Annotated in this window: 19 protein-coding genes and 1 riboswitch; of the genes, 13 read left to right on the forward strand and 6 right to left on the reverse strand. The window is 63.8% G+C overall.

Annotated features, from left to right (window positions below):
* Window position 1: 1 nt before the first annotated feature.
* Genes RM190_RS17230 through RM190_RS17240 form a run of 3 tightly spaced genes read right to left on the reverse strand, consistent with a single transcriptional unit; the run spans window position 2 to window position 2127 of the window.
* On the reverse strand, window positions 2-769 hold the full coding sequence (locus RM190_RS17230; RefSeq protein WP_311760707.1) for a class I SAM-dependent methyltransferase: 768 nt from the start codon (window positions 767-769) through the stop codon (window positions 2-4).
* Window position 770: 1 nt separating this feature from the next.
* Window positions 771-1166 (reverse strand): 6-pyruvoyl trahydropterin synthase family protein, encoded by a 396-nt coding sequence (locus RM190_RS17235; RefSeq protein ID WP_311760708.1) that lies wholly within the window; start codon window positions 1164-1166, stop codon window positions 771-773.
* A 16-nt stretch (window positions 1167-1182) separates the two neighbouring features.
* Window positions 1183-2127: a zinc-dependent alcohol dehydrogenase gene (locus RM190_RS17240; protein WP_311760709.1), complete on the reverse strand. Its 945-nt coding sequence runs from the start codon at window positions 2125-2127 to the stop codon at window positions 1183-1185.
* Window positions 2128-2293: 166 nt separating this feature from the next.
* Window positions 2294-2488: riboswitch (cobalamin riboswitch) on the forward strand.
* A gap of 33 nt (window positions 2489-2521) precedes the next feature.
* Here RM190_RS17240 and RM190_RS17245 point away from each other — a divergent pair.
* Window positions 2522-3220, forward strand: coding sequence for an energy-coupling factor ABC transporter permease (locus tag RM190_RS17245; RefSeq protein WP_311760710.1), 699 nt, complete (start codon window positions 2522-2524; stop codon window positions 3218-3220).
* A 24-nt stretch (window positions 3221-3244) separates the two neighbouring features.
* On the opposite strand, the gene RM190_RS17250 is transcribed toward RM190_RS17245, so the two are convergent.
* The gene (locus RM190_RS17250) at window positions 3245-3976 is read right to left on the reverse strand and encodes a FadR/GntR family transcriptional regulator (RefSeq protein ID WP_311760711.1); all 732 of its coding nucleotides are present in this window, start codon (window positions 3974-3976) and stop codon (window positions 3245-3247) included.
* Between the two features lie 80 nt (window positions 3977-4056).
* Window positions 4057-4869, reverse strand: coding sequence for an NAD-dependent epimerase/dehydratase family protein (locus RM190_RS17255; protein ID WP_311760712.1), 813 nt, complete (start codon window positions 4867-4869; stop codon window positions 4057-4059).
* Between the two features lie 141 nt (window positions 4870-5010).
* Here RM190_RS17255 and kduI point away from each other — a divergent pair, with 141 nt between their 5' ends.
* The 8 genes from kduI to RM190_RS17295 all read left to right on the forward strand — a co-directional run bounded on the left by kduI (window position 5011) and on the right by RM190_RS17295 (window position 12501).
* Window positions 5011-5835 carry a 5-dehydro-4-deoxy-D-glucuronate isomerase gene (gene kduI, locus RM190_RS17260; protein ID WP_311760713.1) on the forward strand — a complete coding sequence of 275 codons (825 nt, stop codon included), beginning with the start codon at window positions 5011-5013 and terminating at the stop codon, window positions 5833-5835.
* Window positions 5832-6572 (forward strand): 2-dehydro-3-deoxy-D-gluconate 5-dehydrogenase KduD, encoded by a 741-nt coding sequence (kduD, locus tag RM190_RS17265; RefSeq protein ID WP_311760714.1) that lies wholly within the window; start codon window positions 5832-5834, stop codon window positions 6570-6572. Before kduI ends, kduD begins: the two co-directional genes overlap by 4 nt.
* Window positions 6573-6657: 85 nt before the next feature.
* Complete coding sequence (kdgD, locus tag RM190_RS17270) at window positions 6658-7575, forward strand: 5-dehydro-4-deoxyglucarate dehydratase (protein ID WP_311760715.1); 918 nt, start codon at window positions 6658-6660, stop codon at window positions 7573-7575.
* Entirely contained in the window at window positions 7575-8711 is a 1137-nt protein-coding gene (locus RM190_RS17275; protein ID WP_311760716.1) for a mandelate racemase/muconate lactonizing enzyme family protein, read from the forward strand. Before kdgD ends, RM190_RS17275 begins: the two co-directional genes overlap by 1 nt.
* A complete protein-coding gene (locus RM190_RS17280) occupies window positions 8708-9568 on the forward strand; it encodes an amidohydrolase family protein (protein WP_311760717.1) in 861 nt (286 codons plus the stop codon). The genes RM190_RS17275 and RM190_RS17280 overlap by 4 nt, the downstream gene beginning before the upstream one ends.
* Before the next feature lie 55 nt (window positions 9569-9623).
* Window positions 9624-10610: a TRAP transporter substrate-binding protein gene (locus tag RM190_RS17285; protein ID WP_390908593.1), complete on the forward strand. Its 987-nt coding sequence runs from the start codon at window positions 9624-9626 to the stop codon at window positions 10608-10610.
* A 61-nt stretch (window positions 10611-10671) separates the two neighbouring features.
* Window positions 10672-11205 (forward strand): TRAP transporter small permease, encoded by a 534-nt coding sequence (locus tag RM190_RS17290; RefSeq protein WP_311760718.1) that lies wholly within the window; start codon window positions 10672-10674, stop codon window positions 11203-11205.
* A 15-nt stretch (window positions 11206-11220) separates the two neighbouring features.
* Entirely contained in the window at window positions 11221-12501 is a 1281-nt protein-coding gene (locus RM190_RS17295) for a TRAP transporter large permease (RefSeq protein WP_311760719.1), read from the forward strand.
* A gap of 29 nt (window positions 12502-12530) precedes the next feature.
* Here the strand turns inward: RM190_RS17295 and RM190_RS17300 are convergent, their stop codons facing one another.
* Window positions 12531-13439, reverse strand: coding sequence for an AraC family transcriptional regulator (locus RM190_RS17300; protein WP_311760720.1), 909 nt, complete (start codon window positions 13437-13439; stop codon window positions 12531-12533).
* 219 nt (window positions 13440-13658) lie between these two features.
* On the opposite strand from RM190_RS17300, the gene RM190_RS17305 reads away from it, so the two are divergent.
* Genes RM190_RS17305 through RM190_RS17320 form a run of 4 tightly spaced genes read left to right on the forward strand, consistent with a single transcriptional unit; the run spans window position 13659 to window position 17844 of the window.
* Window positions 13659-14540, forward strand: a complete 882-nt coding sequence (locus tag RM190_RS17305; RefSeq protein WP_311760721.1) for a carbohydrate ABC transporter permease — start codon at window positions 13659-13661, stop codon at window positions 14538-14540.
* A 3-nt stretch (window positions 14541-14543) separates the two neighbouring features.
* The gene (locus RM190_RS17310) at window positions 14544-15443 is read left to right on the forward strand and encodes a carbohydrate ABC transporter permease (RefSeq protein WP_311760722.1); all 900 of its coding nucleotides are present in this window, start codon (window positions 14544-14546) and stop codon (window positions 15441-15443) included.
* Complete coding sequence (locus tag RM190_RS17315) at window positions 15443-16552, forward strand: ABC transporter ATP-binding protein (RefSeq protein ID WP_311760723.1); 1110 nt, start codon at window positions 15443-15445, stop codon at window positions 16550-16552. Before RM190_RS17310 ends, RM190_RS17315 begins: the two co-directional genes overlap by 1 nt.
* A gap of 26 nt (window positions 16553-16578) precedes the next feature.
* Window positions 16579-17844: an ABC transporter substrate-binding protein gene (locus RM190_RS17320; RefSeq protein WP_311760724.1), complete on the forward strand. Its 1266-nt coding sequence runs from the start codon at window positions 16579-16581 to the stop codon at window positions 17842-17844.
* The last annotated feature ends 28 nt before the right edge of the window (window positions 17845-17872 follow it).

The raw sequence follows: 17872 nt of genomic DNA on the forward strand, positions 1-17872 counted from the left end.
GTCATGCCGCGCGGGGCGGCAGGGCCAGCATGTCGGTATGGCCGACCCGGCATGCACCCTTGGCGATGGCCGCAATCCGCGATTGAAGCCAGGTTTTGGTTGCCTCGCAACCGGCCTCGGCCGCGGCGGTCGCAATGCCTTGCAGCAGTTCGACCTGCAATTCCCTCTGGTCCGGGCCAAGCTGCCAGGCGCTGGGCGCGCTGTGGACCACAAAGCCCGCCGCATCGAACAGTTCCACCGCATGTGTCGCAGCCTCGGGTCCAGAGGCGGCGCCAAGCCCCTTGTCACCCTGCTGATGGCGGTTGAAGGCGGCCGTGACGGCGGCATCCCCGGGCAGTTCCGGGTGCCACTCCATCGCGCCGTCAAAGGTCAGCGCGGCATAAAAGGGCAGCGAGCGCGTCGCCAGTTCCACGGCCAGGTCCGCGATCCAATACGCCGGGCAAAGATCAAGCAGGGCCGAAGCAGTCACCATAGTCGCGCCGTCCAGCGGCAGGCGGGCCTGATCGCCCAGATCGCCCGGATGCAGGGTGATGCCGTCACCGGCCGGAATTCGGGCAAGCAGGTCGGGGTCGCTGTCCACCATGCGCCAGTGCGCGCCGCCCGGCAAAAGCCCCGACATGGCGCGCATCGTCGCCCCTGTGCCGCAGCCAAGATCCACGATCAGCGGGCATGGCCCGGCGGCAGTGGCGGCCTTTTGCAGCAGCGCGCCGTCGCGGGCCTGTCGGTCGGCCGGTTCGCGCAGGTCAAGCCATGTCGCGGGAAATGCCATGTCAGATCGCACCCTCATACCAGGCCGAGGCGAGATGGCTTTCCTGCAGCGTCACCCGCAGGCGCGCGATGCGACCTTGATCACCCAGCTCTCCGGCCCGGACAGAGGCCGCAATCCTGTCGAAGACGATCTGGCATAGGAACTCGGTCGTGGTGAATTTCCCCTGAAATTCCGGTACTTCGTCAAGGTTCTTGTAGCGCAGCGAGGCCAGCGCCGCGGCCAGCGCCTGACTGGCAAGGCCGATATCGACCACGACCCCGGTTTCGTCCAGCGTCTCGGCGCAGAAGGCCACGTCGACGGTATAGGTCGCTCCATGCATCGCCTGCGCCGGACCGAAGGCCGGGTGAGGCAGCGAATGGGCGATCATGATGTGGTCGCGGACTTCGACGGCGAACATGCGGCTCCTTTCCCGGTCAGTACCGGATGCGATGGCAAAGCGTGTCGGGATCGGCGAGGATGGCCGGAAAGGCCTGCGGCATCTGCCGAAAAGGGGTCTCGCCCGAAATCAGCAGATCAAGCCGGGGATCGTCCAGCAGCGCGATGGCCTTGGCCAGCCGACGGCCGTGGCTCCAGCGCGGGGCGCGGGCCGGGGGCAGGCCGCCGACCTGCGAGCTGACAAGGCGCAGCCGACGGCTGTGGAATGTCGCGCCCAGCGGCAGGGCAACCGGCCGGTCGCCGTGCCAACTTGCCTCGACCACGGTGGCATCCATGCCCGCCACGGCCAGCGCCCCCGCCAGTCCTTCGGCCGAGGCGCTGCAATTGATCGCGACATCCTGGTCCTGAGGCGCATTGCTGGGTGCGCAAAAGGTGCAACCCAGGGCCTCGGCCAAGGGACGCCGTGCGGACAGGGGGTCGATCATCACGACCTCTGCCCCCGGGAGCCGGGTGGCGAGTGCGCCGACCAACAGCCCGACAAGGCCCGCGCCGAAAATTGCAATCCTGTCCCCCGCCGCAGCCCCGCTGTCCCACAACACGTTCAGTGCGGTTTCCATGTTCGCTGCCAGCACCGCGCGGCCCGGCGGCACGGCATCCGGCAGGGGAAGAAGCTGCGCTTCGGGCAGACGAAACCGGTCCTGATGGGGAAAAAGCGCGAACACAGAACGCCCCGCCATAGCGCCCTCGGTCGCTTGCCCGACGGCGGCATAGCCGTATTTCACAGGAAAGGGGAAATCGCCTTCCTGAAATGGCGCGCGCATCCGCAAGGCCTCGTCGGGGGGCACCCGACCCTGAGAGATCAGCCGCTCGGTCCCGCGACTGATGCCGGAAAACTCGGTCTCGACAAGAACGCCGTGTCCCAGGGCGGCGGGCTGGATCCGGGCTTCACCCGGCGCGCTCCACCATAGGGCCAAGGCCGTCATCCCCGCGGGACCTGCGATGCGAAAGGCGGGAAGAAGCGGCGGGAAGGGGACATGTCATCCGGACCGGAATGGAGATTGGCCCCATAAAACGTCGGTTTGGCCCGATTTGTTCCCCCGAATCGGGCAGGACATCCGGTTTGCGGTTGACCCGGCCAAATCATGCCGGAATGTTGGCCGGGCACGAGGTGTCGACCGCAACACGGACGACATGGGAACAGGACGGGATATCCCGAATCCAACCGCCCCCGCGACTGTGAGCGGCGAGCCGAACCTGAACTGCCACTGTGACCTGCGGTCATGGGAAGGCGAGGCAAGGCTGCGACCCGCGAGTCAGGAGACCGACCTCGCGCCACATCGCAACCGCCGTCGGGGATGACGGTAAGGAGAAACGACCATGCATATCGAACCGGGCCTCGTCTCAGGGGCCAAGATCGTCCTGAGCTACGCCACAGCCGCAGCGGCTGGCGCCTATACGCTGAAACTGGCCGCCGCATCGCTGCGGGCCGAGGGGGCAGCCTCGCTTGCGCTGCGCTCAGCGCTGGCCACCGCCGCCGTCTTCGTCTTTTTCGAGGTGCTGCCGCATCACCCGGTCGGAGTGTCCGAGGTGCACCTGATCCTTGGATCGACGATCTTCCTGCTGTTCGGCGCGGCGCCCGCAGCCATCGGGCTGGCGCTGGGGCTGCTGATCCAGGGGATGTTCTTCGCCCCCTTCGACCTGCCGCAATACGGGATGAACGTGACAACGCTGCTGTTCCCGCTGTTCGCGGTGCGGGCGCTGGCCGCGCGCATCGTCGCGCCGGGAACGGCCTATGTCGATCTGAAGTATCGGCAGGCCCTGGCGCTATCCACTGCCTATCAGGGGGGTGTCGTGCTGTGGGTCGCCTTCTGGGCCGTCTATGGCGCAGGGGCGGGGGCCGGGAACCTGGCGGCGATCGCCAGCTTTGGCGCGGCCTATATGTTGGTGGTCGTGGTCGAGCCGCTGGCCGATCTTGCTGTGCTGGCTGTCGCCAAGGCGCTGAAGGGGCCAGCAGGGATCGCACGGGGCGCGGGCCCTGCGCTGTTCGTCACCCCAAGGCTGCACAATCCCGCGTGATCGACGGGCAAAGGGCGGGGCGGTTCAGCCCTGCCCACGCGCCAGCCGAAGCTGTTCGCGGTATCGGGTCTGGCTGTTCTTCAGATGGGTCCGCATGGCGCGGCGTGCCTCGTCCGGGTCGGCATTCTGGATGGCCGACAGGATCGCACCGTGTTCCTGCTCCAGCACGCGCGTGTAATCCGGCGGGGTCGAGATGTCGCCATCGCGGTGCAGCATCCGGCGCGGGATCATGGCGATGCCGATCAGGCTGAGCATCTCGCTGAATCGGGGATTGTTGGCCGCCTGTGCGATCGCCAGGTGAAAGGCGAAATCGGCATCGGCGGTAGGCTTGTCTTCGCGGGCAAGCGTGGTCAGGCGCTGGAACGCCTCGATGATGTCTTCCTCTTGCGCAGGAGAGCGGCGCTGCGCGGCAAGAGCGGCCGCGTCGCCTTCCAGCGCGGTGCGCAGTTCCAGGATCTCGATGATCGACGAGACGCGGTCGGTATCGATGTCGCGGAACTGGGGCGTGGTTTCCGCCGCGGCCAAGACAAAGACGCCCGCGCCCTGCTTCGGCTCGACAATGCCATCGGCCCGCAGGGCGGCGACGGCTTCACGGATGACCGTGCGGCTGACGCCGAAATCCTGCGTCAGCCGGGATTCCGAAGGCAGGCGGTCGCCCGCCTTGTAAACGCCCGACTGGATCTGGCGGCGCAATTCGTCGCGCACCGTGACCACCAGCGTTGCGCCGGGGGACGTGACGCCGTCTTCGGTTTTCATCCTTGGGCCCATTCCTTGTCCACCATGTCTGGCACCGGATAATCCCCCGCCGCCCCCGATTGAAGCCCCGAGGGACCGGGTCAGGCGCGCGGTTCGCCTTCCTTGTAGATCGGGAACTGCGTGAAGACGCCGCCCTGATATTTCATCAGCGGCGCATCGGCCGGCGGGCGTGGCGTGCTGGCGTCGATGCGGTCGCGGTATGCCTCGGCATTGTCCTTGGGGGTCCAGCCCAGCCAGTCCAGGTGGCTGTTGTCCCACCAGCTTGCGTCATTGGCCGAGGCGCCCCAGATCACCGGGCATCCGAGGCTGGGCACGGTAAAGACCGCGCGGATCAGCGACAGGAAATCCCCGCGCGAGAACCAGCTGGCCAGCATTCGGTGGTTTTCAGGCTCGGCCGTGCAGGATCCGATCCTGACCAGCGCGGTTTCCTGGCCGAACTTCTCGAAATACATGCGGGCGATCGCCTCTCCGAAGACCTTGGAGACGCCGTAAAGCCCGTCCGGTCGGAAGGGGACATCCGCGGTCAGCCGTTCCGTCTGCGGATAGAAGCCGATGGTGTGGTTCGAGCTGGCGAACAGGATGCGCGGCTGACCATGCGCGCGGGCAGCTTCGTAAAGGTTGTAAAGCCCGATGATGTTGGCCTGAAGGATCGGGGCAAAGGGCGTCTCGACCGAGATCCCGCCCAGATGCAGGATCGCGTCGCAATCCTTGACCAGTGCATCGACTGCGGCAGCATCGCCAAGGTCGCATTGCACCACTTCGTCGCCGGGCAGGGTTTCAGGGACGGGGGCGATGTCCGACAGCCGCAGGATTTCCGCGAATTCACGCAGTTGCGGTGTCAGCGCGCGGCCCAAGGTGCCCGCTGCGCCGGTGATGAGAAGTCGCTTGACCATGTAGGCCCCCTGCCTGGTGTCCCTGGTCCCGCGGCGGTGGGGGCGGGATGCCGCTTCTCATCGACCGATGGACCTTGACGCAGTCAACATATAATACAACAAGTGTCAACCTATATGATGTAACTCCTACAGGAGGATTCGATGCTGACCGTCGAGACCCGTCACGCTGTCCATCCCGAACAGGCCAAGGGCATGGATACCAATGCCCTGCGCCGCCATTTCCTGGCATCGGACATGTTCCGCGATGGCGAGATCCGGCTGATCTATACTCATTACGACCGCTTCGTGATGGGGGCAGCGGTGCCCGCGGGCGGCAGCCTCGTGCTGGATCAGGTGGACGAGACCAAGACGCCCAACTTCCTTGACCGTCGCGAAATGGGCATCGTCAACGTTGGCGATACGGGCACGGTTGCCGCGGGCGGCGAAAGCTGGACGCTGGAACGCGGCGACGTGCTTTACCTGGGCATGGGCGCGGGCGCGGTGACGTTCTCGGGGCAGGGGCGGTTCTACATCACATCCTGCCCTGCGCATCACACCTATCCCAACAAGCTGGTCCGCCTTGCCGACAGCAAGCAGGTGAAGCTGGGGGCAAGCGAGACCTCGAACAAGCGCACGATCAACCAGTTCATCCACCCGCTGGTCATGGAAAGCTGCCAGCTTGTGCTGGGCTATACCCGGCTTGAGGATGGTTCTGTCTGGAACACCATTCCCAGCCACATCCACGACCGCCGGATGGAAGCCTATCTGTATTTCGGCATGGAGCCACAATCGCGTGTCCTGCATCTGATGGGCGAGCCGCAGGAAACGCGCCACCTGTTCATCGGCAATGAAGAAGGTGCGATTTCTCCGCCCTGGTCGATCCACTCGGGCGCGGGCATCGGCTCTTATACCTTCATCTGGGCGATGGCGGGCGACAACGTCGATTACACCGACATGGATTTCATCCAGCCGGAGGATCTGCGTTGAATCCGTTCTCGCTGGAAGGTCGCAAGGCGCTGGTGACCGGTGCCAATACCGGGCTGGGGCAGGCGATTGCCGTGGGTCTGGCGCAGGCCGGGGCCGAGGTCGTCTGTGCCGCGCGTCGCAGCACCGAGGAAACCCTGTCGCAGATCGCTGCGGCAGGGGGCAAGGGCAGCGAGTTGCTGATCGATTTTGCCGATCCGCTGGCCGCGAAGGACACCTTCACGGGGCAGGGCTACGACATCCTGATCAACAATGCCGGGATCATCCGTCGCGCCGATGCGGTCGAATTCGGCGAGGCCGATTGGGACGACGTGATGGACGTCAACCTCAAGGCGGTCTTCTTTACCTGTCAGGCCTTTGCCAAAGAGCTGATCCGGCAGGGCAAGCCGGGCAGCATCGTCAACATCGCCTCGCTGCTGAGCTTCCAAGGCGGCATTCGCGTGCCGTCCTATACCGCCAGCAAGCATGGTGTCGCGGGGCTGACGAAGCTGATGGCGAATGAATGGGCCGCCAAGGGCGTCAACGTCAACGCGATCGCGCCGGGCTATATCGAGACCAACAATACCGAGGCGCTGCGCAACGATCCCGACCGCAGCCGCTCGATCCTCGAGCGCATCCCGGCCGGGCGCTGGGGCCGTCCCGAGGATATCGCCGGTACCGCGGTCTATCTGTGCTCTCCCGCCGCCGCATATGTTCATGGCGCGGTGCTGAATGTCGATGGCGGCTGGCTCGCCAGATAAGTCATCACACAAGTTGTATGATAAGTTGTTGACACAGGCCGGACGACTCGTGTAATCGTCCGGCAGCATCAGAAGAGGATTCCCCATGACGCCCGAACAGCTGAAATCCGCGCTTGGCTCTGGCCTGCTGTCCTTCCCCGTGACCCATTTTGACGCCCAGGGAAAATTCGCCGGCGACAGCTATCGCGCGCATGTCGAATGGCTTGCCGGCTATGACGCTCCGGTCCTGTTCGCGGCGGGCGGCACGGGCGAGTTCTTCTCGCTGGCCCCGTCGGAAATTCCCGAAATCGTCGCCGCGGCCAAGGAAGTCGCCGGCAAGACGGCCATCGTCTCGGGCTGCGGTTACGGCACCGAAATGGCGGTCGAGATTGCCCGCTCGGTCGAAAAGGCGGGCGCGGACGGCATCCTGCTGCTGCCGCACTACCTGATCGACGCGCCGCAAGAGGGGCTCTACGCCCATGTGAAGAAAGTCTGCCAATCGGTCGGCTTCGGGGTCATGGTCTATAACCGCGACAACGCGGTGCTGCAGCCCGACACGCTGGCGCGCCTTTGCGACGAATGCCCGAACCTGATCGGCTTCAAGGATGGCACCGGCGACATCGGTCTTGTCCGCCAGGTCACCGCCAAGATGGGTGACCGGCTGATGTATCTGGGCGGCATGCCCACGGCGGAGCTGTTTGCCGAAGCCTATCTGGGCGCGGGTTTCACCACCTATTCCTCGGCGGTGTTCAACTTCGTTCCGGCGCTGGCAAATGAATTCTACCGTTCGCTTCGGGCTGGCGACCGCGCGAATTGCGAACGCATCCTGAACGAGTTCTTCTATCCCTTCATGGCGATCCGCAACCGTCAAAAGGGCTATGCGGTATCGGCGATCAAGGCGGGCGTGCGCCTGCAGGGCTTTGACGCGGGTCCGGTGCGTTCGCCGCTGACCGACCTGACCCCGGCCGAGATCGACATGATGGCTGCCCTGATCGCGCCCTATCAGCGCAAGGCCGCCGCCTGATGAAGATCGCCGGCATCCGCACCCACCTGCTGGAGCATCGTTTGGACGTGCCGTTCGAAAGCGCGTCCATGCGGTTCGACCGCCGGGCGCATGTCCTGGTCGAGGTGGAATGCGATGACGGCACAGTGGGCTGGGGCGAATGCCTTGGCCCCGCACGCCCGAATGCCGCGGTGGTCGCCGCCTATGCGCCTTGGCTGATCGGCCAGGACCCGCTGGCGACTGAGCGGCATTGGGCGACGCTTTACAATGCGCTGCGCGATCAAGGGCAGCGCGGCCTGACCATCACGGCGCTGTCCGGTCTGGACATGGCGCTGTGGGATATCAAGGGCAAGGCGCTGGGCGTGCCGGTCTCGACCTTGCTGGGCGGGCGTTGGCGCGACAGCGTGCGCGCCTATGCCACCGGCAGTTTCAAGCGCGACGGCGTCGACCGGGTCGAGGACAATGCGACCGAGATGGCGCAGCGTAGGGCCGAAGGCTTCCACGCCTGCAAGATCAAGATCGGCTTCGACCCTGCCGAGGATCTGCGCGTGATCCGCGCCGTGCGCGAGGCCATTGGCCCGGACATGCGGCTCATGATCGACGCGAACCACGGCTATACCGTGTCCGAGGCGATCCGCGTCGGCCGTGCCGCCGCCGAATACGACATCGACTGGTTCGAGGAGCCGGTGGTTCCCGAACAGCTTTCCGCCTATGCCGAGGTGCGCGCGGGCCAGCCGATCCCGGTCGCCGGGGGGGAAACCTGGCATACCCGCTGGGGCATGTGGCCCGCGATCCAGTCCCGCGCGGTCGACATCCTGCAACCCGACATCGCCGGTTGCGGTGGCCTGTCCGAGGCGATGAAGATCGCGGCTCTGGCCAGCCTGCACGGCGTCCGCATCGTTCCCCATGTTTGGGGCACGGGCGTTCATATCGCCGCGGCGCTGCAATTCATGGCGGCCCAGGTGCCGGACCCCGTGCGCGTGAACCCGGTCGAGCCGATCATGGAGTTCGACCGCACCCACAACCCCTTCCGCCAAGCCGTGCTGAAGACCCCGATCGAGGCGGTGAAGGGGCTGGTCGCCATCCCCTCTGCACCCGGCCTTGGCATCGAGATCAACCGCGATGCCTTGGCTGAATTCAGGATGAAAGACGCATGATCGCGCGAAAACTGACGGGCCTACCTTCGACCGCTCCCTTTCCCAAGGGGGCGGTCGACACGCAGATGCACATGTATCTTCCGGGCTATCCCGCGTTGCCCGGCGGGCCGGGCCTTCCGCAGGATCCGCTGCCCGATGCCGCGGCTTATCGGCAGGTCATGGATTGGATGGGCGTCGACCGCGTCATCATCACCCAAGGCAATGCGCATCAGAAAGACAACGGCAACCTGCTGGCCTGTCTGGACGAGATGCGGGATTGCGCCTGGGGCGTCGCGGTCATCGACGGCAAGACGGACGACCGGCAGATGGCAGAGCTGTCCGCGCGGCGCGTGGTCGGGGCGCGGATCATGGATCTGCCCGGCGGGGCACTGAACCTGGACCATCTGGAGGAGGTCGATGCCCGTGCCCATGCTGCGGGCTGGATGATGGCGGTTCAGTTCAACGGCTCGGACATCCTCACCCATCTGCCGCGCCTGATGGCACTGAAATCGCGCTGGGTTCTGGACCATCACGGCAAGTTCTTCCGTGGCGCCGCGCCCGATGCGCCTCAGGTCGACGCCGTGCTGCAACTGATCGACAAGGGCAACTGCTGGTTCAAGTTCGCGGGCGTCTATGAAAGCAGCCAGCAGGGCTGGCCCTTTGCAGATATCGAGGGACTGTCGCGCCGCATTGCCGCCCACGCGCCGGAACGGATCGTCTGGGGCACGAACTGGCCGCACAATGGCATCGCGCGGACTGAGGATTATCCCGACGAGATCGAATTGGCCGAGTTGGTGCTGGACTGGCTGCCCGAAGGGGCGCGAGACCGCGTACTCGTCTCCAATCCAGAGGAGCTTTACCGAATACCGCCCGTTTGAGGCGATAACGAAGCGGACCGGAGGAACGGGTCCGCAAACAAAGGGAGGAAGAAGAATGAAACTGACCCGCACATTGCTGATTTGCGGAACCATCCTTGCGGCCGGCGCCAGCGCCGCCGTCGCGGCCGATTGCGAGGTGACGCTGCGCTCGTCCGACACGCATCCCGACGGCTATCCGACGGTCGAGGGCGTCAAGGCGATGGCGGCCGAGGTCAAGGACAAGACCCAGGGCCGCATCTGCATCGAAGTCTTTCCCTCGTCCCAGCTTGGCGAGGAAAAGGACGCGATCGAACAGACCCAGTTCGGCGTGATCGACATGGTCCGCGCCAGCTTCGGCTCGTTCAACGACATCGTGCCGGTGACGCAGACCGTCTCGCTGCCCTATCTGTATCGCTCGGAAGATCACCTTCACAAGGTTCTGGACGGCCCGATCGGTGACGAGATCGCCAAGGAATTCGAGCCCCATGACCTGGTGCTGCTGGCCTATTACGACGGGGGCGCACGCAGCTTCTACAACTCGAAAAAGGCGATCAAGACGGTCGACGACCTGAAGGGGATGAAGTTCCGCGTCATGCAGAACGACGTCTTCGTGGACATGATGTCGGCCCTGGGCGCGAATGCCACGCCGATGCCCTATGGCGAGGTCTATTCCTCGATCCAGACCGGCGTCATCGACGGGGCCGAGAACAACTTCCCCAGCTATGACAGCTCGGGCCATGCCGAGGTGGCCAAGTTCTTCACGCTTGACCAGCACCTGATCGTGCCGGAACTGGTCGCAATGTCGAAGACCAGTTGGGAAAAGCTATCCCCCGAGGATCAGGCCGTCCTGCGCGATGCGGCGAAGAATTCGGCAACTCTGCAGCGCAAGCTGTGGGCCGACCAGGAAAAGGCCAGCGAGGACAAGGTCATCGCCTCGGGGGCCGAGGTCACGCGTGATGTCGACAAGACCGCCTTCATCGAGGCGATGGTTCCGGTCTATGAGAAATACGTGACCACGCCCGAGGCCAAGGATCTGGTCAAGCGCATCCAGGATACCCAGTGAGCCCAGCGGCCCGCGGCACATGCCGCGGGCCTTTTTTCAAACCCGCAATATGGGGGAAGGAATGGGACAGGGAATTGCCGCATTGTCCCGGCTGAATGCCGTGCTGGCCAGGGGAAGCCTGTGGCTGGCCGGCCTTGGCCTGACCACGATGACGGTCATCGTCTTCGCGCAGGTCTTCATGCGCTATGTCATGAATGACAGTCTGCTTTGGGTCGAGCCGACCGCGATCCTGCTGATGAGCTGGTTCATCTTTCTGGGATCGGCCGTCGGCGTGCATGAGAATTTCCACATGGGCTTCGACGTGCTGATGCATTTCCTGCCCGAAAGCTTCGGCACCTGGCTGCGGCTGGCCTCCGACTTGTCAGTGCTGGTCTTTGGCGTCGGCATGTCGGTCTATGGCTGGCAGCTGATGGCCAAGACCTGGGGCGCTACGCTGCCGGTGATCCGCCTGCCGGGCGGGATGAGCTATATGCCACTGTTCGTCGGGGGCGTTCTCATCACGCTGTTTGTGCTTGAGCAGATCCTGTTGCGCCTGACCGGCAGAAAGCTCGAAACCGAGCCGGATGCCGAAGACGTGCTGATGACCGAGGCATGAGGACGGGCACCTGACATGGAATATCTTATCCTTTTCGGTGTCTTCACCGTACTTATGCTGATCGGCACGCCGATCGCCTTCTGCCTTGGGATATCAAGCCTTGCGACGGTCGGCTATCTCGGGATTCCCGCACTGGTCGTGTTCCAGCGGGTATCAGCGGGCATTTCGGTCTTCACGCTGATGGCCATTCCGTTCTTCATCTTCGCGGGTGACCTGATGGTCAGGGGCGGGATCGCGGCCAAGATCGTGGCCTTCGCGGGTTCGCTGATCGGTCATGTCCGGGGCGGTCTGGGGCAGGTCAACATCGCGGCCTCAACCCTGTTCGGCGGCATTTCAGGTTCGGCCGTGGCCGAGGCGGCGGCGGTCGGCGGCATCATGATCCCGCAGATGAAGGCGCGCGGCTATGGTGCGGATTACGCCGTCAACGTGACGTCGATGGCGGCGCTGATCGCCCTGTTGCTGCCGCCCAGCCACAACATGATCATCTATTCGATCTCGGGCGGCGGCAAGATTTCCATCGCCGACCTGTTCACGGCAGGGATCATCCCGGGCCTGCTGCTGGCGGTGGCGCTGTCGATCACGGCCTATATCGTCGCCCGCAAGCGCGGCTACCCGACCGAGGCCTTTCCGGGCTTTGCCCGCGTCTTCCGCTTCCTGCTGGAATCGCTGCCGGGAATGCTGCTGATCGCGATCATCTTCGGCGGCGTACGCTCGGGCATCTTCACGGCGACGGAAAGCTCGTGCATCGCGGTGATCTATGCCCTGCTTGTCACGGCCTTTGTCTATCGCAGCCTCAGCTGGAGCGATTTCGTCCATGCGACGCAGCAGGCGGTCCGCACCACCGCGATGGTGCTGCTGATCATCGGCATGGCGGGGGCGTTCGGATGGTTGATGGCCTATCTGCATGTCGCACAGATCTCGCTTCAGTGGATGCAGTCGGTTTCGAACAATCCCTTCGTGATCCTGCTGATGATCAACATCGTGCTGCTTGTCCTTGGCACCTTCATGGACATGTCGCCGCTGATCATCATCACGACGCCGATCTTCCTGCCGGTGGTCACGGCCTTCGGTGTCGATCCGGTGCATTTCGGGGTCATCATGATCCTGAACCTTGGGATCGGCCTGAACACGCCGCCGCTAGGGCCGGTGCAATTCGTCGCCGCCGCTGTCGCCCGCATCAGCATATGGGAGGCGATGCGCAGCGTCTGGCCCTTCTATGCCGCGGGACTGGTGGTGCTGATGATGGTCACATACATCCCGGCGCTGTCACTTTGGCTGCCGGCGGTCTTCAGATGACGCGAAAGGCCCGCCACCCGGCGGGCCTTTCAGTTTCCGGCCAGGCGCTCTGCCTGTTCGGGTTCGTCCAGACGCATCAACCCGCCATGGCGGCTTTTCTCGATCCGGCGCATGTGTTCGCGCGGGGAAAGCCCCAGCGTCCTCTTGAACATGCGCGAGAAATAATAGGGATCGGAATAGCCGATCTCGGCGGCGGTCGCTGCGACGCTCAGGCCTGATTCCAGGTGATGCATGGCGCGCTCCATGCGGCGGTATTCTTGGTATTTTCGTGGAGTGCGGCCGACACGGCGCTGGAATTCGCGCAGGAAGTAATCCGGGTTATAGGGCGCGGCCTCTACCGCGCGGACCGCGATCCCCGGATCGATGGGATTGGCCGATATCATGGTAGCGGCCTTCATCACCGCCAGATCCAGCGCATGGGCCCCCTCTGGCAGATAGGTGGCGCTGTCCCGCCAACCGATGAAGGCGTCCTCGATGAAAGCAATCAGCAGCACCATGAACAGGTGATGCTGGCCAAGCGTCACCGATTCCGGCGGTGCGCTTTGCCGGTAATGACGGGCCATCGGCTCAAGCAGCGACCAGCGCGACAGGCGCAGGCGCGGATGCAGGTCCATCTGCCCGATCAGGTCGTGGCGGCCATAGATGTCCAGCGTGAAATGCTGCGCGACCCCGCGATAGGTGCCTGGTCCCTCGTTCCGGCCTTGAAAGCGCTGGCCGCGGCGGATCAGCATCGCGTCGCCCGGCTCCATGATCCTGGTCTCGTCTTCGATGCGATAGATGCCGCGACCCTCAAGGCAGAGGATCAGGTCGTCGACGGGGTTGATCTTGTCGATGGCCCAGGTCGTCGAATGCTCCATCCGGATCGCCGCGCGGGTCAGCGTCAGCGTCAGCGCCGAAGGAGGAATGGCGGCCAGAATGCCGCCTTCGATTTCGTCCATCTTTTTTCCCTCGTTTGTCAATTCAGTCTGCGTGCTGATTGAGGTTAAGTCATCCTCGGAGAACGATCCACGGATCGACATTAACAGGGAGGAGATCGGGACAGCCAGTGCCCGGGCCGCGCTTGACGGTCCCGGTCGACAGCACCCGGTCCGGAGGAAACACTTGCACGATTCCGCAACAAGGACAGGCATGTCTGCCCGCCCGGAAAGGGGTCCGGCATGAAGTCGCAGCGCTTTCTGGGACTGGCCTATCTGGCCCCCTATGTGATCGGGCTTCTGGTCTTCACCGCGATCCCGTTCCTGGCGTCCTTCTATCTCAGCTTCACGCGTTATGATCTGATGACCGAGCCGCGATGGACCGGGCTGGCGAATTACACGAAGCTGTTCACCCGCGACCGCACCTTTGACAAGTCGCTGTGGGTGACGCTGACCTATGTGTTCCTGACCGTTCCGCTGAAGCTGGGCTTCGCGCTTTTCATCGCGGCGATCCTGAATTACCGGCTGCGCTTCATCAATTTCTTCCGCACCGCGTTCTATGTTCCCTCAATCCTGGGCGGATCCATCGCGATCGCGGTGCTGTGGCGCTATATGTTCGCGTCCGAGGGGCTGGTGAACATGATGCTGGCAGGCATCGGACTTGGGCCGGTCGACTGGTTCGGCGATCCGACCAACGCGCTGTTCACCATCACGCTGCTGCGCTGCTGGCAGTTCGGCTCGGCCATGGTGATCTTTTTGGCCGCGCTGCAGTCCATCGACAAATCGCTGTATGAGGCCGCGGCCATCGACGGGGCCAGCAAGACGAGGGTGTTCTTCGCGATCACGCTGCCGCTGCTGACGCCGGTGATCTTCTTCAACCTGATCATGCAGATGGTCCAGGCGTTCCAGGAGTTCAACGGCCCCTACATCATCACGCAGGGCGGTCCGCTGAAATCGACCTATCTGCTGCCGCTGTATATCTACGAAGAGGCGTTCAAGAAGTTCAACATGGGCTACGCCTCTGCCATCGCCTGGGTGCTGTTCGGCATCATCATGGTCCTGACCCTGATCGCCTTCTGGTCGTCGAAAAAGTGGGTCTATTACGCCGGCGACAAAAGGAGCTGACCCATGGACGTCAATGCCATGCTGGATATGGAAAGCTTCAACGAGGCCCAGGCCGCCCGTCGCGCCCGGCTTCGGCTTGTCTCGGCCACGATCCGCTATGTCCTGCTGTTCGCGGTCGGGCTGATGATGCTTTACCCGCTGATCTGGCTGGTCGGAGCCAGCTTCAAGACCAATTCCGAGATCTTCTCGGGCGCGGGTTTCCTGCCGCAAAACCCGACGCTCGACGGCTATGTGAAGGGTTGGCGGACCTCGACTCCGTATACCTTCGGCCGGTTCTTCTGGAACTCGTTCCTGATCATCCTGCCCAAGACCATCGGCACGGCGATCAGCTGCACGATGGCGGCCTATGCGTTCGCGCGCTTTGACTTCCCGCTGAAGAAGCTGCTGTTCGCGACGGTGATCGGGACGCTTCTGCTGCCGAACGTGGTGACGCGCATCCCGCAATACATCCTGTTCCGCGACCTGGGCTGGCTGGACAGCTTCCTGCCGCTTTGGGTGCCCTCGGCGCTGGCCGGGGATGCGTTCTTCGTCTTCATGCTGGTGCAGTTCCTGCGCTCGCTGCCCTCGGACATGGAGGAGGCGGCGCGGGTCGACGGGGCCAACAGCCTGCAGACGCTGGTCTATATCGTGGTGCCGATGCTGGCCCCGGCGCTGATTTCGGTCTGCCTGTTCCAGTTCATGTGGACGATGAACGATTTCCTTGGGCCACTGATCTATCTGTCCTCGGTGGACAAGTATCCGGTCAGCCTCGCGCTGAAACTGTCGATCGATACAACTGAAGCCTTCGAATGGAACCGCATCCTGGCGATGTCGGTCCTGACCATCGCGCCCGCGCTGATTATCTTCTTCGCCGCGCAGCGCTATTTCATCGAGGGCATTTCCGCAGGGGGGGTAAAGGGCTGATGGCACGCGTCCAGCTTCGCAACGTCGAAAAAGTCTATGGCGGCACGGTCAAGGCCGTCCACGGCATCAACCTTGATATTGAGGACGGAGAGTTCATGGTTTTCGTCGGCCCCTCGGGCTGCGCGAAATCCACCACGTTGCGCATGATCGCCGGGCTTGAGGATATCACCGGGGGTGAGGTCGTCATCGGCGGCCAGCGCGTCAACGACCTGCCGCCGGGCAAGCGCTCGATCGCGATGGTTTTCCAGAACTATGCGCTTTACCCGCATATGAAGGTGCGGGGGAACCTGGCCTTCGGGCTGAAGATCGCGGGCAAGTCGAAGCCTGAAATCGCAAGTGCCATCAACGATGTGGCCCGGATTCTTGAGATCGAGCCTTTGCTTGACCGGCTGCCCAAGCAACTGTCGGGTGGACAGGCGCAGCGTGTGGCGCTGGGGCGCGCGCTGATCAAGAAGCCCGGCGTCTTCCTGTTCGACGAGCCGCTGTCGAACCTTGACGCCAAGCTGCGCGCCTCGATGCGGGTCCGCATCACCGAGCTGCACCGGCGTCTGAAGGCCGAAGGGCTGTCCTCGACGGTGATCTATGTCACCCACGACCAGACCGAGGCGATGACGATGGGCGACCGCATCTGCGTCATGCAGGCGGGCCGCATCATGCAGGTCGCCACCCCGAAAGAGCTTTATGCCCACCCGGCGAACCTGTTCGTCGCGGGCTTCATCGGCAGCCCCGAGATGAACCTGCTCGAAGGTCAGCTTCAGGGTGGCGAATTCAGCATCGGTGCGCAGCGGCTGGCGCTGGCCGAGGACGTTCTGGCGCGGCTTGCAAGCCAGCCCCGCGACGCGGTGCTGGGCATCCGTCCGCAGCATCTGGCACTGGATCCCGCGGGCTTTCGCGCGCGCCTGACCAACGCAGAGTTCATGGGCCACGAGGTCTATCTTCATGCCGAGATGGAGGGGCAGAAGATCGTCGCCGTGGTCGGTGCTGGCGAATTCGAGCAACTGGGCCAAGCCGAGTTCATCGGCCTGAAGCCGGTTCCAGACCATATCCACGTCTTCGACAAGGCCGATGGCAGCAACGTGTCGCTGCATCGCCGCAGGCTGGCCGCCTGAGACCGGGGCTACAGAGGAGGAAACACATGAAATCGAACCGCTTTGCGGGGGTGCTGGCCGGCACCGCCCTGGCAACGATCACGCTGGTTCAGGTCGCTTCGGCCGATGAACTGCGCATGTCCTGGTGGGGCGGCGACAGCCGCCATGTCGCGACGCAGAAGGCGCTTGAGGTCTGCGGCGCCAAGCATGGCCACGTCATCAAGGGCGAATTCACCGGCTTCGACGGCTATCTGGAAAAGCTGACCACCCAGATGGCTGGCGGGACCGAGGCCGATATCGTTCAGGTCAACTGGCCGTGGCTGCCGCTGTTCTCGCGCGATGGCACGGGCTTTGCCGACCTGCGCCAACTCAAGGGGCTGGACCTGACGCAATGGAGCGACACGGATCTGGACTCGGCCTCGGTCAACGGCATTCTGCAGGGGATCTCGGTTTCGACCACCGGGCGCGCCTTCTTCTTCAACGAGACCACCTTCCAGAAGGCGGGCGTCGCCATTCCGACCAGCTGGCCCGAACTTGAGGCCGCGACGAAGACGATCAAGGAAAAGCTGGGCGACGATTACTATACCTTCAACGCGGTAAAAGAGACTGCACAGCTTCTTGTGACGCTGGCCGTGGTGCAGAAGACCGGCAAGGACATGGTTGATCCCAAGGCCAACCGCGTCGCCTGGACACCCGAAGAACTGACCCAGGGCATCGCCTTCCTTGGACATCTGGTCGAGATCGGCGCGCTGCGGTCGCAGAAGGAAGAGGCTTCGGACGGAAACGTGAACCTGTTCGAAAAGCCGGACTGGGCCGCTGGCAAGATCGCGGGATCCTATGAATGGGACTCGACCTATTCGAAATATGCCGATCCCCTGCAAGAAGGTCAGATGCTGAAACCGGTCCCGATGCTGCATGTCGAGGGCGCGGGGACGGATGGCGTCTATCGCAAGCCGTCGATGCTGCTGTCGATCTCGAAGAACTCGAAACATCCCGAGGCCGCAGCGCAGATCCTGAACTGCCTGCTGAACGAACCGGAAGGGATCGACGCGCTGGGCACATCGCGGGGGCTGCCATCGTCCAAGGTCGCGGCCGAACGTCTGGCCGGGCAGGGTGAGCCGGAGGTACGCGCCGCAAACGAGATCGTGGTCGCGGCCTCGGGTCCGACAGTTTCGCCCTTCAACGAACATCCCGAGATCCGGGGCATCTTCATCGATACGCTCGAAGAATACGCCTATGGCCAGCTTGGCGCCGAAGATGCGGCCCAGCAGATCATCGACGGCGTGAACGACGTCCTGGCCGAATTCGACTGACGCATCCGCCCGCCGCGCCGTGTCGCGT

The organism is Paracoccus broussonetiae, assembly GCF_031854425.1.
Classification (GTDB): Bacteria; Pseudomonadota; Alphaproteobacteria; order Rhodobacterales; family Rhodobacteraceae; genus Paracoccus; species Paracoccus broussonetiae.

What these genes read in the sequence shown, in the direction of transcription:
- RM190_RS17230 (WP_311760707.1), bottom strand. Translation starts at nt 769, where the DNA reads ATGGCATTTCCCGCGACATGGCTTGACCTGCGCGAACCGGCCGACCGA.
- RM190_RS17235 (WP_311760708.1), bottom strand. Translation starts at nt 1,166, where the DNA reads ATGTTCGCCGTCGAAGTCCGCGACCACATCATGATCGCCCATTCGCTG.
- RM190_RS17240 (WP_311760709.1), bottom strand. Translation starts at nt 2,127, where the DNA reads ATGACGGCCTTGGCCCTATGGTGGAGCGCGCCGGGTGAAGCCCGGATC.
- RM190_RS17245 (WP_311760710.1), top strand. Translation starts at nt 2,522, where the DNA reads ATGCATATCGAACCGGGCCTCGTCTCAGGGGCCAAGATCGTCCTGAGC.
- RM190_RS17250 (WP_311760711.1), bottom strand. Translation starts at nt 3,976, where the DNA reads ATGAAAACCGAAGACGGCGTCACGTCCCCCGGCGCAACGCTGGTGGTC.
- RM190_RS17255 (WP_311760712.1), bottom strand. Translation starts at nt 4,869, where the DNA reads ATGGTCAAGCGACTTCTCATCACCGGCGCAGCGGGCACCTTGGGCCGC.
- kduI (WP_311760713.1), top strand. Translation starts at nt 5,011, where the DNA reads ATGCTGACCGTCGAGACCCGTCACGCTGTCCATCCCGAACAGGCCAAG.
- kdgD (WP_311760715.1), top strand. Translation starts at nt 6,658, where the DNA reads ATGACGCCCGAACAGCTGAAATCCGCGCTTGGCTCTGGCCTGCTGTCC.
- RM190_RS17275 (WP_311760716.1), top strand. Translation starts at nt 7,575, where the DNA reads ATGAAGATCGCCGGCATCCGCACCCACCTGCTGGAGCATCGTTTGGAC.
- RM190_RS17280 (WP_311760717.1), top strand. Translation starts at nt 8,708, where the DNA reads ATGATCGCGCGAAAACTGACGGGCCTACCTTCGACCGCTCCCTTTCCC.
- RM190_RS17285 (WP_390908593.1), top strand. Translation starts at nt 9,624, where the DNA reads ATGAAACTGACCCGCACATTGCTGATTTGCGGAACCATCCTTGCGGCC.
- RM190_RS17290 (WP_311760718.1), top strand. Translation starts at nt 10,672, where the DNA reads ATGGGACAGGGAATTGCCGCATTGTCCCGGCTGAATGCCGTGCTGGCC.
- RM190_RS17295 (WP_311760719.1), top strand. Translation starts at nt 11,221, where the DNA reads ATGGAATATCTTATCCTTTTCGGTGTCTTCACCGTACTTATGCTGATC.
- RM190_RS17300 (WP_311760720.1), bottom strand. Translation starts at nt 13,439, where the DNA reads ATGGACGAAATCGAAGGCGGCATTCTGGCCGCCATTCCTCCTTCGGCG.
- RM190_RS17305 (WP_311760721.1), top strand. Translation starts at nt 13,659, where the DNA reads ATGAAGTCGCAGCGCTTTCTGGGACTGGCCTATCTGGCCCCCTATGTG.
- RM190_RS17310 (WP_311760722.1), top strand. Translation starts at nt 14,544, where the DNA reads ATGGACGTCAATGCCATGCTGGATATGGAAAGCTTCAACGAGGCCCAG.
- RM190_RS17315 (WP_311760723.1), top strand. Translation starts at nt 15,443, where the DNA reads ATGGCACGCGTCCAGCTTCGCAACGTCGAAAAAGTCTATGGCGGCACG.
- RM190_RS17320 (WP_311760724.1), top strand. Translation starts at nt 16,579, where the DNA reads ATGAAATCGAACCGCTTTGCGGGGGTGCTGGCCGGCACCGCCCTGGCA.